This window comes from Streptomyces sp. NBC_00887 (genome assembly GCF_045207585.1).
In genome coordinates this window covers 6,717,713-6,735,096 of the sequence record NZ_CP108788.1, presented here as the reverse complement: position 1 = coordinate 6,735,096, position 17,384 = coordinate 6,717,713, and the positions used below count along the sequence as shown (strand labels likewise).

Below are 17,384 nucleotides of genomic sequence, written 5' to 3'. Positions count from 1 at the left end.
GGTAGTCGAAGACCTCAACAAACCGGACATATAAGCGCATTTGGCGCTTGTAACTCGTGGTTGGAACCGGGTAAGGGTAGGAGGGACAGCAAAACCGGAAACCGATCGGCTTCGGAGGCGCCGCTTCACCGCAGGAACACGTATGGGCATCGGCAGCCATATGCCGAGAACGATGGAGGAGAACCATGTCACCCCGGCTCGACGTATCGCGTACCCACAACGCCACGTCGACATGTCCTCAGGGACCGACCGATTCCGACTCCCCCGCCGCGACCGCCGTACCCGGCCCGCGCACCAGCAGCACCTCCCCCCACGACGACAACGACCTTCTGAGCGAGGGCCACGAGGAACTCCCCGAGATCCCGCCCTTCGCCGAAGTCGGCGCCCTGGACGCCAGAGCCCTGTCGAAGACACTCTTCGCACGGCTCGAATCCCTCGAAGAGGGAACCCACGAGTACGCGTACGTCCGCAACACCCTCGTCGAGCTCAACCTCGCACTGGTCAGGTTCGCGGCTTCCCGGTTCCGCTCGCGCAGCGAACCCATGGAGGACATCGTCCAGGTCGGCACCATCGGCCTGATCAAGGCGATCGACCGCTTCGAACTCAGCCGCGGCGTCGAGTTCCCGACCTTCGCGATGCCCACCATCGTCGGTGAGATCAAGCGCTTCTTCCGTGACACCAGCTGGTCCGTGCGCGTCCCGCGCCGCCTGCAGGAACTCCGCCTCGACCTCGCCAAGGCGGGCGACGAGCTGTCCCAGAAGCTGGACCGCGCACCCACCGTGGCGGAGCTGGCCGAACGCCTCGGCATCACCGGCGACGAGGTCGTCGAGGGCATGGCCGCGAGCAACGCGTACACCGCGAGCTCGCTGGACGCCAAGCCCGAGGACGACGACAACGAGGGCGCGCTCGCGGACCGCATCGGCTACGAGGACCACGGACTCGAAGGCATCGAGTACGTCGAGTCCCTGAAGCCGCTCATCGCTTCGCTCCCGACGCGCGACCGCACGATCCTCTCGCTGCGGTTCGTCGCCAACATGACGCAGTCGGAGATCGGCGAGGAGCTCGGCATCTCGCAGATGCACGTGTCCCGGCTGCTCTCACGGACTCTGGTCAAGCTCAGGAAGGGCCTGACACTGGAGGAATGATCCGGTGGTCCACGGACCCCGAAGAGATCATTGCGGAAGGACCTGTCCCGGCAACGGGCAGGTCCTTCCGCATTGTTGACGAAGTGCCACGGACTGGGCCACATTGGACACTTGGGTTCTGGGGGGAACACATGGCTGATGGGGAGAGCGGTCCGGCGGCCCACGCCGCGGCCGAATCGGCGATGCGCGCCCGGATCGGCCGTGAATGCCTCTACGTACCGTCGTGCAGGCTGGGCATCTACGTGGCCCTCCGCCACTGGTGCGAGCCCGGCGGCAGGGTCCTGATGTCTCCCGTCAACGACGACGTCATCCTCTTCGTCGTCCTCGCCGCGGGCCTGCGCCCCGTCCAGGCTCCGCTGTCCGCCACGGACGGTTCCATCGACGTGGACGCCGTGCCCGACTCCGTGTGGAACGGACTCTCGGCGGTCCTCACCACCAACCTGTACGGACACCCCGACCCCGCTCCGGCGCTCCGCGCGCGCTGCGACCGGCTCGGCATCCCGCTCATCGAGGACGCCGCGCACGCCATCGGCAGCGCGACGGACGGAAAGCCGGTCGGCACCTTCGGTGACGCGGCCGCCTTCAGCCTCTCCAAGCACGTCGGCGCCAAGGCAGGAGGCTTCCTCGCCGTCGCCGACCCGGGGCTGCGCGCCCCGCTGGAGCAGGCCCGCGACGCACTCCTCGACCCTGCCGCGCTCACCACCGAACTCGCCTACGCGGTACGGCCGTACGCGGAGGCGGCGGTACGCGGGCTGCGGCTCGCTCCCGCTGCCTGGTGGGCTCTGCGGCTCCTCGGGCTCCAGGAGCGCGAGGAGATCCGGATGCCGCTGCGACCCGCAGAACTCGAGCAGGCCCTCGGCACCGCTCCCTCCCTGACCGGCTTCCACTCCTGGGTCCGGGTCGACATGCACGACTACCGGGTCGCCCCGGGCCGATTACGGCTGCGGCGCATCGAACGCCTCCTCTCCGGGCTCGACGAGAAGCTCACGGCACACCTGGCCGGCACGGAACGCCTCCTCGCCACCCGCTGGGCGGCGCCGCACCCTGCGGGCACCCCCGTACAGCCGCTGTTCCGGGTGCCGCTGCTGGTGGCCGACCGGGACGCGGCCGTCGCCGCCCTCGCCCGGCACCGGATCACCGTCGGCTACCTCTACGACCCGCCGCTCGACACCTACGCCGGGGACCCGTTCACCGACCCCTCCGTCCACCCCGCCAACGCCGCCTGGTTCGCCCGGCACGCCCTGCCCGTCGACCCCCTGCAGGCCGGCCGCGTCATCGATGTCCTCACCGCGGCAGGCATCGCGCCCGCGAGAGAGCTGCCCGGTGGCTGACACCACCAGAGTCGGCCCGCCGCCGGCCGGAGGCGCCGATGCGGCGGACGCGCCCGTCCCGGCGGAAAAGGGCGGCGCGAGCGGCGACTCGATGTTCCGCAACGCCTACGCCCTGATGCTCTCCACCGGAGTCTCCGCCGCCCTCGGCCTCGCCTTCTGGCTGGTCGCCGCCCGCTACTACACCGAGGAGGCCGTCGGCCAGGGATCCGCCGCCATCGCCGCGATGCGGCTCCTCGCGTCGGTCACCGCGACGACGATGATCGGGGCCGTGGTGCGGTACGTGCCCCGGGCCGGACGCGCCACCGCGTCCCTGGTCGCCCGCACCTATCTGGCCAGCTCCGTCGTCGTCACCCTGGCCTGCGTGGTCTTCCTGCTCACCCTGGACCTGTGGGGGGACTCGTACGCCCCGCTGGGCACGCTCTCGGCCGGGCTCGTGTTCACCGGGTCGTGTGTCGCCTGGGCGATCCTCACGCTCCAGGACGGGGTGCTGACCGGGCTGCGCAAGGCGTTCTGGGTGCCCGTCGGCAATGCCGTGTTCTCCATCGGCAAGCTGCTGATGCTCGCCGCCTTCGCCACCGCCCTGCCCGTACTCGGCGTGTTCGTCTCCTGGGCCGCGGCCATCGCCCTGTCCGTACTGCCGCTCGGCTGGCTGATCTTCCGCAGACTGATCCCGCACCAGGAGGGAGCCGACCGGGACCGCGAGCCGCCCGGGCTCGGCGAGATCGGCAGATTCCTGGCCGGGGACTCGGTCGGTGCCCTCTTCAGCCTCGCCATGATCAATCTGCTGCCCGTGATGGTCGCGGTCCGCTTCGACGCCGCGCACAACGGCTTCTTCTACATCGCGTACACCGTCGGCGGCACCATGGAGTTCATGGCCATCAACATGGCCTCCTCGCTCACCGCCCACGCCTCCCACAGCCCCGGCCACCTGGCCGAGGGCGTACGCGGGGCGCTGCGCCGGATGGCGCTGCTGCTGGTTCCCGTCGTCCTCGTGCTGGTCGTGTTCGCCCCGCAGATCCTCGCCCCGTTCGGCCACGACTACGCCGACCACGGCACGCTCGTCCTGCGGCTGCTGGCCGCCGCCGCACTGCCACGGGTCCTGGTCGAGCTGCACATCGGCGTGCTGCGGGTGCAGGGCCGCACCGGTGCGCTGGCAGTCCTCCAGGGCGCGATGTGCGCGGCGGTGCTGGGCAGTGCGGCCCTGCTGCTGGGTCCGCTGGGGATCGCGGGGGCGGGCTGGGCGATGCTCCTGAGCATGACGGCGGTGGCGGCCGCCTCCGCCCTGGGACTGCGCGCCGCGCTGACGGGACGGCCCGTCCTCGGGCTCGGGAGGCGTCCGAGGGCGGCGAAGGACGAGGATTTCGGGACGAGTTGGGCCCGCACGGCGCATCGGCGCACCTGGGAGCGGCGGGCCGAGGAGTACGGGGCGGACTGGACCGCGGACACGGTGTACCTGCGCGGTGCCCACGACACGGTGACGCCCGCCTTCGGTATCCCCGTGCTCGTGCGCGACGGCTCACCGTCGGCCACGGACCGGACGGACGGCGAGTCCTGGCTGACCGGCGCGCTGTGGCTGCTGCTGGGGCTCGCCGCCGGGCTGTTCTGGGTGCCTCTGACGCGGGTCGCGCAGACCGGCCACCACCGGCTGACCGGCACCGAGCTGATCCATGCGCTGCCTCCGGTCACCGTGACCGCGGGGGTTCTCATGATCGTCGTCTACTGCGGAGCCGTCGCGCTCCAGCGTCTGCGGCCCGCGCTGATCGGGTCGGCGCTGCTGATGACCGTGGCGACCCTGCACCTGGCCCCGCCGCTCCTCGGTGTCCGGCCCCCCGCCGCCTCGCAGGAGCCGCACGGGACGCTCGCCCGCTTCCTGGCCGAGGTCGCCGGACTGGACTCCCCGGCCGCCGTGCTCCTGGGGCTGCCGCTCGCGTTGCAGGTGCTCTGCCTGGGGCTCGCGGCCGTACTGCTGCGGTCCGCGGGGGTGCCCCGGCGGGCCGTTGCCGCCCTGGTCTGGGCGCTCGCGGTGGCCGGCTGGGCGGCCCAGGACGCCTTCGCCGCTGCCGGACTGCCCGTGTTCTGCGGGCTGTTCGCGGCAACGGCGGTGGCCCGCACCGTCCGCGGCAGGATCAGCGGCCGGGGACCGGCTGCTTGAAGTAGTCGTCCTGGCCGGCCGTGCGATAACCCTGCAGCCCCGGGCCGTCGTTGACGGTGAGGTCGCAGCCCTCGCCCGGCACCGCACGGTTCCAGTGCACCAGGGCCCTGGCCCCCTTCATCGTCCGTACGACCTCGGGAATCTCCTCGTACCACTCACGTCGGCGGTCCGCGTCGGCCGGATCCGGGACGGTGGCGAACTCGGCGAGCATGACCGGCTTCTCCGCGCTGATGTGCGTGCGGAGCCAGTCGTACGTCGGCCGCTGGCTGCGGTCGAAGTCCTTCCAGTCCGTGGTGCCGTGGCAGGTGAAGTAGTTGTACTGGTCCATGCCGATCCAGTCGACGTAGTCGTCCCCCGGATAGAGCTGTTCGAAGAGCTTGCCCGACTGCAGGAAGCCGGAGACCGTCCACACCCACACCACGTTGTCCACACCCAGCTCCTCGAACCGGTCGTGGAGGTGCCGGTAGGCGGCGACGTACTCCGCCGGGGTTCCCGCGTCGCCGACCCGGGCGTCGACCTCCTGGTCGAAGGAGAAGAACACCCGCTTCCCGTACGCCTTGATGCGACGCGCCTGGGGGTCGATGATCTCGCGGTCGTACGCCCCCGAGGCGACCTTCGCCCAGCCGAGCTGGTCCTCGGTGTAGTTCGCGTGGTGGGGCTCGCGCCACACCGTGGACTCCCAGGCCAGCATCAGCATCCGGTCCCGGCCGAGGATCTGCTCGTCGGGGGTGAGGAGCTGTCCGTCGAGCTCGGTGTTCGACATGTCGTGGTACGTGTACAGGAGGTCGAGCTTCCGGCCGATCTTCTTCTCGAACGCGTACACCGCGTCCTTGAGCGACCCGTTCTCCGCGTACGGAACGTAGGCGCCCCACCAGGCTCCGCACGGCGGTACGAGAGTGGCGGACGGGGCGCACGTTCCACCGGTCACCTCACCGGTGGCGGCATCGGCGGGCAGGTCGTTCGCGGACGGTACGGAAGGGTCGTCGTCACCGGACGAAGGCGTACCGAACCAGGCGACGAGGCCGGTCAGCAGCGCCGCCACGGAGACCAGGGCGAGCGCCAGGTACGTACGGGGCCTGCGCAGCCGCGACGGGGAGACCGGCCCCGGCACCGGGCGCCCGGTCATCGGCGCCTCACGGGTTCGGCCCGGCCCCTCTCCGCGGCGCCGCGGGTGGCGGCGGGCAGCGGAAGACCGGGGCACGCGGCCGCGACCGTGGTGAACGCGGCGAGTGACACCAGGAACGCGGTCGCCGAGAACGCCTCGGCCAGGAACAGCGACGTGGCCGTGAGGACGGCGAGCGAGAGGCCGAAGGGCGCGGCCAGCGCCAGCGCTTCGAGGCGGGCCGCCGGACGGAGCCTCCCGGGCTGCGGGTACAGCAGGGCGAATCCCGGGCCGACGCAGACGAAGAGGAACACCGGTATCCAGCGCAGGGGCGAGCCTCCCGGCAGTGCGCTCGCGGCGAGCGCCACCCATCCGGAGAGCGCCACAGCGGCTCTGATCAGGGTCTGTGGCCTCGGTGCTGTCGGTTGCCGGTTCTCGGACACGGTGGCGGCCTTCCTCGTCTAGGGCCCGGTGTACTGCAGGACGACGCCGTGCTCGGTGCGCTCGACCACACGGAAGAGCGGCGACGCGGTGAGGTCCCCGGTCAGCCGGGCGAAGCCGCCGGGCGGCAGCAGCCCCTCACCGGCGGTGTAGACGTCCTGGGTGTGCGTGAGGATGACGAAGGCGCTGGCGCCGGGCGGCATCCGGGTCGAGAGGTACCGGGCGGGGTCCTTGAGCATCGCGACGTTCTCGGGCAGCTCCTGCTCGGCGAAGAACCAGTGCTCCAACTGGTCGTAGCGGTGCAGTGCCTGCGGGAAGGAGCCGGTGGTGGCCAGGACCAGGGCCCCGTCGGGGGCCCGGTCGATGGCGCGGGTGACGAGCGCCGTCTCGTCGGGCGGTGTGTAGTTCATCCGCTCCTTGCCGTAGTACGACGGCATGAAGCCCACCAGCAGCGCGACCAGCGACAGGGGCAGCGCGACCGCGCAGATCCTCCGTACGGCCGGCCGCACCCGGTGCACCCCGCTGCCCCCGGCCGCGGGCACGAGCGCCGCGGCTGCGAAGAACGCGGCGCCGGGCAGCGCGAACAGGTAGACCCGGAAGAGCATTTCGCCGCCGTAGTCATTGACGACGAAGAGCGGGACGGGGGCGAGGGAGGCCAGCAGCAGCGGCAGCGCGCTGTGCACCAGGCGGCGGCGCAACAGCAGGGCCGTCCCCGCCAGGGCGGCCACGGCCAGCACCATCAGGATGTTGGCCCGCCCGGCCAGTTCCGGCCCGGCCCCGGTGAGCTGACCCACGTACCCGGCACGGGAGTTCTGGGTCAGCTCGCCCAGCGAGTCGCGCAGGGTGCCCAGCGTCTCGGTGAACAGGGGGCGGCCCATCGTGAGGTCCCAGGCCAGCATGAGCAGACCGGCCACGACGAGCAGCCCGGGGTTGCGGTAACGGCGGGTGAGGTTGAGGGCGAGCAAGGTGACGCAGAGCATCACCGGGGTCAGCTGGTGCACCGCGTTGACGGCGGCGATCACGGGCACCAGGGCCACCACGCAGATCGCGCGCTGCCGGGTGCCGGTGGGCGGCGGGACGACGGCTGCGGCCGGGTCGAGACAGGCGCGGGAGCGCAGCCTTCCCGCCGAGCCGGGACGCACGAAGTGCCGTACGACGACGGCGAACACAGCGAGGTGGAGCAGGAAGGCGAGACCCTGGGGGGCGAGGTAGTCCTGGCCCACCCAGTTGGCGAGCTGGAAGATCCAGACGGCCGTCCAGATCAGCCGCCAGTCCTCGCTGAAGGTGCGGTAGATCAGGATCAGGACCGGCATCATCAGCAGACCGAAGACGATGGGTGCCCAGTTGAGGTACGTGGCGGCGCTGTCGACCCCGAAGGCGCGGACGAGCCCGCCGTTCAGGGTGAAGAATCCCGGCCACTGGTCGTAGGCCGACATGTTGCCGGACAGGCCCTCGTTCGGGCGCAGTTCCCCGTTGGCCAGCAGATGGTCGATGACGGCGTCGTGCTTGGACGCCCAGGGGTAGCGCTCGGAGTCGTACAGCACGGCGGGGACGCCCTTGAGGGCCATCAGCAGACCGGCGCAGTAGAGGGCAGGCCACCAGGGCGCCGTACCCGCGCGGCGCAGGCTGACCAGGAAGCCCGCGGTCAGGGCGAGCAGGGAGAGGTAGTAGGTGACCGGCAGCCGGTCCAGCAGGCCGTACTCGCCCATCGAGCGGAATCCGATGTGCGGCAGGGCCTGGATCCACAGTGCGGCTGCCAGGAGCAACGGCAGCCAGGTGAGCAGCGGCTGAGGTCTCAGCGCGCCCGGGACTCTGCTGCGGGCCGGTACACGGGGCGGGGTGCCGGACGGCCCGGCCGGGGGCTGCGTGGAGCCGCTGCTCCCCGCGGTGTCCCCTGCGACCGGCACAGGAACAGGCTGCTGCACAGTGCGACTCCCCCCACGGATGTGGTCGCGGCCGTCACGCCGCTGTCCCCTTAAGCGAAGTATAGGAATGTGCTTCGCCTTTGTACGGCTCTCGCTCGATCCGGCACCCCGTCACACCACTCGCCCCGCCCCGTTCGCCTCACCCCGCGAACACCGGTCCCCGTACCGCCGCCCGGGCCCGCCGGTACCACCGCCAGCCGACGGTCGGCAGCGAGTCGGGGAACGGCGCCACCGGAGCGCCACCGCCCGCCATCCACTCCTCGATGTCCCGCACCGTGTGCCCCCGCCGGAGGATCAGCCGAGCGATCCGGTACGGCTCGTCCCACGCCGAGCTCAGCGCGTGCCGGACGGCCACCGCACTCTCGTACCCGGCGGCACGGGCGGCGCGGCGCACCGCCGCGCTGTTGTACCCGTGCGGATAGGCGAGATGGGTCACCTCGTGGCCCAGCACGTCCTCCAACGCCTTCTTGGAGTCGGTGAGCTCGCACGTGAGAGCCGCACCGGTCAGCGTGTCCAGCTGGCAGTGGGTGACCGTGTGCCCGCCCACCTCCATGCCGTACTGCTCGAGCAGCGGCGCCTGTTCCAGGCTCATCATCGGACCGGGCGGCAGCAGACTGCGGCCGCCGGCCGCCAGCGCACCGGTGGTGAGGTACGCGGTGGCGGGCATCGAACGCCCGGCGAGCGCCTCGGCGGTGGGTCCGGGCAGATCCGCGAAACCGTCGTCGAAGGTGAGGACGACCGGGCGGTCCGGCAGCGGGCCACGCCCCGCGAGATGGTCGACGAGTGCGCTGATCGGGACGGCGGTGCGCCCGCTGGCGGCGATCGCGTCCAGCTGGGCCGCGAACGCGCGCGGCCCGACCGTGAACTCGGCGATCCACTGCGGGGGGTCGTCCATCACCGCGTGGTAGAGCAGCACGGGTATCCGGGACGCCCCGGAGCCGCCGGATCTGTGAGCGCTCATCTCCCCTCCCAGGGACGTGGTTCGCCGCGGACGGACAGCCGGGCGCGTACGTATCCGACCGGGCCGTACAGCAGGCCCCGCCGCTCCAGCCGGGACAGATGCCGGGGCCACGGGTAGGTGTACGTGCCGTGTTCGCCGGGAACGACCCGCCGACCTGCCATGTCCGTGGCGCGCGACGCCGTCATGGTGCGGGCGTGGGCGAGACCGCGCGGCAGCCGGGCGAGCAGGGCCGGCAGCAGCGAGGGCTGCCGGACCAGGAGCGCCGTGAGGCAGGCGGTGAGCCCGGCCCCGTACCCGTAGGCCTGTCCGCACAGGTCCTCCCAGCGCTCCCGGTGGTGGTGCCAGACGATCGCGTCGGGTGTGTAGAGCAGGGGGTGGCCCCCGGCGAGGATCCGTACGAAGGCGTAGAGGTCGTCGCCGCCCCTGGCGGGCGTTCCGGTGCCGGTGGCGGGGTCGAAGCCGCCGACGGCCCGCAACGGTCCGGCGCGGAAGGCCATGTTGGCGCCCGACCCGAACCGTCCGGCCGTGAACGGGAAGAGCGGTTCGTCGGCCGGCGGGTGCGCGGGGTCGTAGCGGCGCCCGGCGAATCCCTTGGCGAAGCCGCCGTGGCTCTCCAGCAGGGTCTGCGCAGGGGTGTTCAGCAGCGCGGGCAGGATCAGGCCGGTCACACAGCCGAGCCGCGGGTCCGCGGTGAACGGCAGGGTGAGGGCGGTGAGCCAGTGCGGATCGGCGATCACGTCGTCGTCGGTGAACGCGAGGACGTCCGCCTCGGCGGCGGCGATCCCCCGGTTGTGGGCGGCGGCCAGACCGGGCACGGGTTCCAGGACGTGGCGGACCCCTCGGTGCGCGTACCGGGCCGCGACGAGATCGCGGGTGGCGGTCGTGGCGGGTGCGTTGTCGACGACGACGATCTCGAAGTCCGGGTGGTCCTGGGCCAGCAGCGAGTCGAGCGCGCGGGCGAGCTGCTCCGGGCGCTCCCGGGTCGCGACGACGACGGTGGCCCGGGGAGCGTCGGCCGGCCGGGACGCGGGGAGCGGCTCCGGCAGGTCGATCTCGTCGACCGCCTGTCCGGCGAGTACGGAAGCCGGGTCGTCGCCCGCCCGGATCCGGCCGACGACCGTGCCGACGGGGCGCCCGCGCAGCCTCACGAGCGCGAAGACCCGCTGGTCCTCGCCCTCGTGCGGGCCGTCCTTGAAGGGCGGGCCGCCAGGGGCGGGGGCGATCCTGGCGCCCGTACCGTCCGGTGCTCCGAGCTCCAGCTCGGCCACGGCCATACCGGCGAGGTGGCCGATGTCAGGCAATTGCGGTGCTGCTCCAGCTCGTTGTGTCCTGTACGGCATCCGGTCCCCTCCCCCACGTCGTCGTGACGCCAATGGCCGCCCGTTGTGAACTGCGCGTGCTGCAGCCGCCGCGCCGGTTGCTGTGACGCCTCAACGGCCGTTACGGCTGTCGAGGCGGCTTCGGCACCTTCGGCTGCTTCGGCCGCTTCGGCCGCTTCGTATTGCGCAGCCGGCCCGCCCCTTCGAGTCCGCGCTGGGCCACGCCCGCCAGCCGGGGCCTCTCGCGTACGAAGCTGTGCGCCCTGCGGGAGGGTTCACGGCCGAGCCACTGGAGGGCGGCGCCCGCACCCGGCCTGACCGAGGCACCCTCGTGGACCGTCAGCTCCCCGGTCTTCAGGGCGTCCTTGTACTCGGCCGCCCCGCGGCCCATGTCGAGCATCCCGATGCCGTCGTCCGCGGCTGCCCGCGCCATCCGCAGGTGGAGGATCAGCCCGGGAGAGAACTTCGCGAACTCGGGGTCGTACGCCGGGAACCAGCACGAGAGCACGGTCCGCGAACGCAGCCCGAAGTGGGCGGCCACGGGATTGTCTGCCGCGTACAGAACCGAGAGCAGACCCGAGCACCCAGGAGCCCGGGTGTGGAACAGGAACTCCACCAGGTCGCGGATCCACCTCTTCGCGAAGCGGTCGCGGCGCCCGGTCCTGCGGTACTGGGCGGACTTCCACTCCATCAGGGTCCGCAGCACCGCCGGATCCCGCTCGTCGAGGACGAACCGCACCTCACCGGCCTGCCGGCCGAGCTTGCGCTCCTTCGCCAGGGTGGTCCTGAGGAACTTCGGCGACCGGGCGCGCAGTTCCGTCTCGTAGCTCTCGTAGCCGTCACCGACATCGATGACGTACGAGGGGTACGAGCGGGCGGCGTCCTCCTCGAAGAGTTCCTGACCCGCCTCGAGGTTGTCGAACTCCCATGCGGAGATCCCACAGGCCCGCAGCAGCGCCCTGGCGTCCAGCGGGAGACCTGGGCGCAGCACCGCGCCCTGGAGGTCGGAGACCCCGAAGCCGACCGCCCTGCCGTGGCCGCCGAACCGCCCCTTCTCGAAAGGGAAGTAGCCGGCCGTCACCTGCTCCTCGTCGCTGATCACGGCCACCCGTGCGCGCGGCCGGACGCGGCCGACGGCAAGGGTGAATTCCGGTTCCATGAACGGATGGGCAGGAGCGCCGGACTTCGCCCGCAGCTCCCGCCAGGTCTCGATGTCCCCCACGCCCAGATCCCCGGGCCTGACCACACGTATGCGCCGACTGCTCACCAGACCCCCCGGTCTACCCCCTGAGCCACGCTGCCCAGAACGGTACCGGGCACGGTCACTCCGCGGTAGGCACCCGCGACATCTTGTGACCGACCGGTGAAAATCGGCTCCTTCCGCTTTTCGGCCGTTACGCGACCTGTTCCCCGCGCCGCCACACCCTGCTGACCAGCGGAACTCCCGGCCGGTAGGCGAGGTGGACGTGGCTCGGGGCGTCCAGGAGCACGAGGTCGGCGCGGGCACCGGGCGTGATCCGGCCGATGTCGTCGCGGCGCAGCGCGGCCGCGCCGCCCGCGGTGGCGGACCAGAGCGCCTCGTCGGGGGTCATGCCCATGTCCCGTACGGCGAGGGCGATGCAGAACGGCATGGAGGAGGTGAACGACGAGCCCGGATTGCAGTCGGTGGAGAGCGCGACGGTGGCGCCGGCGCCGAGGAGGCGACGGGCGTCGGGCCAGGTCGCACGGGTGGAGAACTCGGCGCCGGGGAGCAGCGTGGCCACGGTGTCGCCCTGACCGAGCGCGTCGAGGTCGGCGTCGGTGAGATGAGTGCAGTGGTCGGCCGACGCCGCGTCGAGCTCGACGGCGAGCTGGACACCGGGGCCGTGGCCGAGCTGGTTGGCGTGGACGCGGGGGTGCAGGCCCCTGGCCTTGCCCGCGGTGAGGACGGCGCGCGCCTGGTCCCCGTCGAAGGCACCCTTCTCGCAGAAGACGTCGATCCAGCGGGCGTACGGGGCGCAGGCGTCCAGCATCGGCCCGGTGACCAGGTCCACGTATCCGGCGGGGTCGTCCGCGTACTCGGGCCCCACGATATGCGCGCCGAGGAAGGTGACTTCGTCCGTGTGGCGGGAGGCGACGCGCAGGGCGCGGGCCTCGTCCTCGACGGTGAGGCCGTAGCCGGACTTGGTCTCGAAGGTGGTGGTGCCCTGGCGCAGCGCCTCCGCGAGATAGCGCGCGACGTTGGCCGAGAGCTCGTCGTCGGAGGCGGCGCGGGTGGCGGAGACGGTCGTGCGGATGCCGCCGGCGGAGTAGGGGAGGCCGGACATGCGGGCGTTGAACTCGTGGGTGCGGTCGCCCGCGAACACCAGGTGGGAGTGGGAGTCCACGAAGCCGGGGATCATGGCCCGGCCACCCGCGTCGACGGCGTTGTCGGTGGCGGGTGCTCTGCCGGCTTCACCGGTCCAGACGATGCGGTCGCCCTCGATGACGACGGCCGCGTCCCGGATCAGGCCCAGGGGGGTCCCGTTTCCGAGTGAGGGGTCGTTGGTGACCAGGCTGGCGATGTTGGTGACGGCGGTCGTCGTCATCTGGGGGGTGCTCTCCTCGTGTTCGGGGATCAGCCGTGCAGGGCGGCGACGGCGGAGGCGAGTGCTGCGGGGACGTCCTGCACCCGTGTGTGGTGACCGTCCCGTACGAGGTGCCGACCTGCCACGACCGTGTGCCGGACATCGGCGGCGGAGGCGGCGAATACGGCTGCTTCGGCTGCCAGCCGGGGCGCCGGTCCCGCTGTCCTGACGGAGTCCAGTGCGACGGTGGCGAAGTCGGCCGGCGCACCCGGTTCCAGCGTGCCCGCGTCGGGGCGGCCGAGTGCCGCGTGCCCGTCGGCGGAAGCGGCTCTGAGCAGGGCCGTGGCGGTCCAGTGGCCGCGTACATGGGTGCGCAGGCGCTCGTTGAGCTCCATCGCCCTGGCTTCCTCGAAGAGGTCGATCACCGCGTGGCTGTCGCTGCCCAGCGAGAGCGGGGAGCCCGCACGTTGGAGGGCGGCGGCGGGCCCGATGCCGTCGGCGAGGTCGCGTTCGGTGGTGGGGCACATGCAGGTGCCGGTCGTGGAGCTGCCCAGCAGGGTGATGTCCTCGGCGGTGAGGTGCGTGTTGTGGATGCCGGTGGTGCGCGGGCCGAGGACCCCGTGGTCGGCGAGGAGCCGGGTGGGAGTGCGGCCGTGGGCGGCGAGACAGGCGTCGTTCTCGGCAGTCTGCTCGGAGAGATGGACGTGGAGGGGCGCTTCCCGCTCCTCGGCCCATTTCGCGACGGTGGCCAGCTGCCCTGCCGGGACGGCGCGCACGGAGTGGATGGCGGCGCCGATCAGCGTCCGGTCGTCGCCCTTGAGGAGGGAGGCGCGCTCGGCCCAGGCGTCGGCGGTGGTGTCGCTGAAGCGGAGCTGGTGCTGGTTGGGCTTCTCGCCGAATCCGGCGGCGAGGTAGGCGGTGTCCAGCAGGGTGATGCGGATGCCCGCCTCGGCCGCCGCCGCGACGAGGGCCTCACCCATCGCGTTCGGATTGTCGTAGGGCGTGCCGCCGGGGGCGTGGTGCAGGTAGTGGAACTCACCGACGGCGGTGATGCCGGCCAGGGCCATCTCGGCGTACGTGGCACGGGCCAGGTCGTAGTAGGTGTCGGGGGTGAGCCGGGAGGCCACCCGGTACATCAGTTCGCGCCAGGTCCAGAAGGTGCCGGAACCGACCTGGACGGTGGAGCGCAGGGCCCGGTGGAAGGCGTGCGAGTGGGTGTTGGCCAGCCCCGGGAGGGTCAGGCCGCGCAGTGCGGTGGCGCCGGGCGGCGGTGTGTCGATGCCCGTACGGACACCGGCGATGCGCCCTGCGGCCACGTCCAGGGCGACGCCCGGCTCGACGTGGGTGCCGAGCCAGGCATGGGACAGCCAGTAGGTGGCGGTGACCGGTGTGCCTGTGGGTTGCGTAGTCAGCTGCACGCGAGGCCTTCCAGTACGTCGGCGAGTGCGATCACCCCGGCCACGCAGTCGTCCTCGGCGGCGTGTTCGGCCGGCGAGTGCGAGATCCCGGTGGGGTTGCGTACGAACAGCATGGCGGTGGGCACCGAAGCGGACAAAATACCCGCATCATGGCCCGCTCCCGTGCCGAGGACGGGGACGGTGCGTCCCGTGTCGTCCGGGCCGTGCTTCCCCAGCACCCGGCAGATCTCGTCGCGCAGGGCGTGCTGGAACTCCACGACGGGCGTGAACGACTCGCGTACGACGTCGAGGTCGATCCCGGCCCGCCCGGCGTACTCCCGGGCGGCCCGCTCGATGCCGCCGACGACGGCGTCGAGGGTGGCCTGGTCGGCGGCCCGTGAGTCGAGCCAGCCGCGGACGAGGGAGGGGATCGCGTTGACCCCGTTCGGCTCGACAGCGATCTTGCCGAAGGTCGCGAGCCCTCCTGCGAGCTCGGCCTCGCGCCGGGCCGCCAGCACGGTCTCCGCGTACGTGAGCATCGGGTCGCGCCGGTCGACGAGCCGGGTGGTGCCTGCGTGGTTGGCCTCGCCCCGGAAGTCGAACCGCCACCGCCCGTGCGGCCAGATGACGGAGGCGACACCGACCGGGTCCCCGCTCAGGTCGAGCGCCCGCCCCTGTTCCACGTGGAGCTCGACGAACGCACCGATACGGGCGAGCCGTTCCGGGTCGGGCCCGATGGTGCCGGGGTCGTATCCGGCGGCCTCCATGGCCTGCGGCAGCGTGACACCGTCCCCGTCGCGGAGCTGGTGCGCCTTGTCGACGGTCAGCTGCCCGGCGGCGAGCCGGGACCCGGCGCAGGCGAGCCCGAAGCGTGCCCCTTCCTCGTCGCCGAAGTTGCTGATGGCGAAGGGCTTGACGAACTCCGCTCCCCTGCGGCGGAGTTCATCGAAGGCGGCGAAGGAGGAGACCACACCGAGGGGCCCGTCGAAGGCGCCCCCGTCCGGCACGGAGTCGAGATGCGACCCCGTGACGACGGCATCCCCGGCGAGCGGATCGCCGTACCAGGCCCACTGGTTGCCGTTGCGGTCGACCTCGTAGGCGAGTCCGCGCGACTCGGCCTGTCCCCGGAACCACGCCCGGCACTCCACATCGGCCCCGGTCCAGGCGTAGCGCCGGTACCCGCCGCTGCCCGCATGGCGGCCGATGGGCGCGAGGTCGCGCCACATCGACTGGAAGGACGGCTGAGTCGTCCGCTCGGCCGGCGGGGCGGAACCGGCGCCGGAAGCACCCGCACCCGGCAGTGAACCGTCCGCCCCCACGGTCCGGGAGCCGCCCTGCGTCACGGCTGCTCGCCCTCCGCCATGGGAACCCGCACGCCCTTGTCCGAAGCGACGGACTCCGCGATGTCGTAACCGGCATCGACATGCCGGATGACCCCCATGCCCGGGTCGTTGGTGAGCACCCGGCGGATCTTCTCGCCCGCCAGCTTCGTGCCGTCGGCGACCGTGACCTGTCCCGCGTGGATGGAGCGGCCCATGCCCACGCCGCCACCGTGGTGCAGGGACACCCAGGAGGCCCCCGACGCCACGTTGACCATGGCGTTCAGCAGCGGCCAGTCCGCGATCGCGTCGGAGCCGTCGAGCATCGCCTCGGTCTCGCGGTACGGAGAGGCGACCGATCCGCAGTCCAGGTGGTCGCGCCCGATGGCCAGCGGTGCGGCCAGCTCCCCGCTCGCCACCATGTCGTTGAACCGCTCACCGGCCTTGTCGCGCTCGCCGTATCCGAGCCAGCAGATCCGGGCCGGGAGCCCCTGGAAGTGGACGCGCTCGCCGGCCATCTTGATCCAGCGCTGCAGCGATTCGTTCTCCGGGAAGAGTTCGAGCATCGCCTTGTCCGTCTTGTGGATGTCGGAGGCCTCCCCCGACAGCGCCGCCCACCGGAACGGCCCCCTGCCCTCGCAGAAGAGCGGCCTGATGTACGCGGGAACGAAGCCCGGGAAGTCGAACGCCCGCTCGTAGCCTGCCAGTTGCGCCTCGCCACGGATCGAGTTGCCGTAGTCGAAGACCTCGGCGCCGGCGTCCATGAAGCCGACCATGGCCTCGACGTGCGCGGCCATCGACTCACGGGCGCGGCGGGTGAAGTCGGCGGGCTTCTCGGCGGCGTACGAGGCCATGTCGTCGAAGTCGACGCCGACCGGCAGATAGGCGAGCGGGTCGTGGGCGCTGGTCTGATCGGTGACGATGTCGATCGGCGCGCCCTCGGCGAGCATGCGGGGCAGGAGCTCCGCGGCGTTGCCGAGGAGCCCGATGGAGAGCGGTCGCCGTGCGTCCCGCGCCTCGACGGCCAGCCGGAGCGCGTGCTCCAGGCTGTCTGCCCTCACGTCCAGGAAGCGGTGCTCGATCCGGCGCTCGATGGCGCGCGGGTCGCAGTCGATGCAGATGGCGACGCCGTCGTTCATGGTCACGGCGAGCGGCTGGGCCCCGCCCATGCCGCCGAGCCCGGCCGTCAGCGTGATGGTCCCCGCGAGCGTGCCGTTGACGCCCTTGCCCACGGAACGCAGCTTCTCGGCGACGGCGGCGAACGTCTCGTACGTGCCCTGGAGGATGCCCTGCGTACCGATGTAGATCCAGGACCCCGCGGTCATCTGCCCGTACATGGTGAGCCCGAGGGCCTCCAGTCGGCGGAACTCCTCCCAGTTGGCCCAGTCGCCCACCAGGTTGGAGTTGGCGATCAGCACGCGCGGCGCCCACTCGTGGGTCTGCATGACGCCGACGGGCCGCCCGGACTGGACGAGCATCGTCTCGTCCTGCTTGAGCGTCCGCAGTGTGCGGACCATGGCGTCGTAGGACCGCCAGTCGCGGGCCGCCTTGCCCGTACCGCCGTAGACGACGAGCTTGTCCGGGTGCTCGGCCACCTCGGGGTCGAGGTTGTTCTGCAGCATGCGCAGGGCGGCTTCCTGCTGCCATCCCAGGGCACTCAGTTCCGTACCGCGCGGTGCCCGTACGGGGCGGGGTCCTGACATGGGGAATGCCTCCTCGCGACTGCGACCGTCCTGCCTGTGACTG

General features: G+C 71.9%; 13 protein-coding genes. 3 read left to right on the top strand and 10 right to left on the bottom strand.

What is annotated here, in order from left to right; genetic code table 11:
* The first annotated feature begins 185 nt into the window (after positions 1–185).
* The 3 genes from OG844_RS30810 to OG844_RS30800 all read left to right on the top strand — a co-directional run bounded on the left by OG844_RS30810 (position 186) and on the right by OG844_RS30800 (position 4,628).
* Positions 186–1,145 (top strand): RNA polymerase sigma factor SigF, encoded by a 960-nt coding sequence (locus OG844_RS30810; protein ID WP_406394681.1) that lies wholly within the window; start codon positions 186–188, stop codon positions 1,143–1,145.
* Between the two features lie 182 nt (positions 1,146–1,327).
* Positions 1,328–2,476 carry a DegT/DnrJ/EryC1/StrS family aminotransferase gene (locus OG844_RS30805; protein WP_406396327.1) on the top strand — a complete coding sequence of 383 codons (1,149 nt, stop codon included), beginning with the start codon at positions 1,328–1,330 and terminating at the stop codon, positions 2,474–2,476.
* Positions 2,469–4,628, top strand: coding sequence for a lipopolysaccharide biosynthesis protein (locus tag OG844_RS30800; RefSeq protein ID WP_406394680.1), 2,160 nt, complete (start codon positions 2,469–2,471; stop codon positions 4,626–4,628). Before OG844_RS30805 ends, OG844_RS30800 begins: the two co-directional genes overlap by 8 nt.
* On the opposite strand, the gene OG844_RS30795 is transcribed toward OG844_RS30800, so the two are convergent.
* From OG844_RS30795 to hutU, 10 genes are all read right to left on the bottom strand, one after another.
* On the bottom strand, positions 4,603–5,754 hold the full coding sequence (locus tag OG844_RS30795; protein ID WP_406394679.1) for a glycoside hydrolase family 26 protein: 1,152 nt from the start codon (positions 5,752–5,754) through the stop codon (positions 4,603–4,605). The two genes, OG844_RS30800 and OG844_RS30795, sit on opposite strands and share 26 nt — an antisense overlap.
* Positions 5,751–6,173 (bottom strand): hypothetical protein, encoded by a 423-nt coding sequence (locus tag OG844_RS30790; RefSeq protein ID WP_406394678.1) that lies wholly within the window; start codon positions 6,171–6,173, stop codon positions 5,751–5,753. The genes OG844_RS30795 and OG844_RS30790 overlap by 4 nt, the downstream gene beginning before the upstream one ends.
* A gap of 18 nt (positions 6,174–6,191) precedes the next feature.
* Positions 6,192–8,078 carry a hypothetical protein gene (locus OG844_RS30785; RefSeq protein WP_406394677.1) on the bottom strand — a complete coding sequence of 629 codons (1,887 nt, stop codon included), beginning with the start codon at positions 8,076–8,078 and terminating at the stop codon, positions 6,192–6,194.
* Between the two features lie 157 nt (positions 8,079–8,235).
* Entirely contained in the window at positions 8,236–9,057 is an 822-nt protein-coding gene (locus OG844_RS30780) for a polysaccharide deacetylase family protein (RefSeq protein WP_406394676.1), read from the bottom strand.
* Complete coding sequence (locus OG844_RS30775) at positions 9,054–10,331, bottom strand: glycosyltransferase (protein WP_406396325.1); 1,278 nt, start codon at positions 10,329–10,331, stop codon at positions 9,054–9,056. Before OG844_RS30775 ends, OG844_RS30780 begins: the two co-directional genes overlap by 4 nt.
* A 166-nt stretch (positions 10,332–10,497) precedes the next feature.
* Positions 10,498–11,643 carry a GNAT family N-acetyltransferase gene (locus OG844_RS30770; RefSeq protein ID WP_406394675.1) on the bottom strand — a complete coding sequence of 382 codons (1,146 nt, stop codon included), beginning with the start codon at positions 11,641–11,643 and terminating at the stop codon, positions 10,498–10,500.
* A gap of 127 nt (positions 11,644–11,770) precedes the next feature.
* Positions 11,771–12,943 (bottom strand): imidazolonepropionase, encoded by a 1,173-nt coding sequence (hutI, locus tag OG844_RS30765; protein ID WP_406394674.1) that lies wholly within the window; start codon positions 12,941–12,943, stop codon positions 11,771–11,773.
* Positions 12,944–12,972: 29 nt separating this feature from the next.
* Positions 12,973–14,340, bottom strand: a complete 1,368-nt coding sequence (locus tag OG844_RS30760) for a formimidoylglutamate deiminase (protein WP_406394672.1) — start codon at positions 14,338–14,340, stop codon at positions 12,973–12,975.
* Positions 14,331–15,545 carry an allantoate amidohydrolase gene (locus OG844_RS30755; RefSeq protein WP_406396324.1) on the bottom strand — a complete coding sequence of 405 codons (1,215 nt, stop codon included), beginning with the start codon at positions 15,543–15,545 and terminating at the stop codon, positions 14,331–14,333. The genes OG844_RS30760 and OG844_RS30755 overlap by 10 nt, the downstream gene beginning before the upstream one ends.
* Positions 15,546–15,658: 113 nt before the next feature.
* A complete protein-coding gene (gene hutU / locus OG844_RS30750; protein WP_406394670.1) occupies positions 15,659–17,341 on the bottom strand; it encodes a urocanate hydratase in 1,683 nt (560 codons plus the stop codon).
* Positions 17,342–17,384 lie beyond the last annotated feature (43 nt).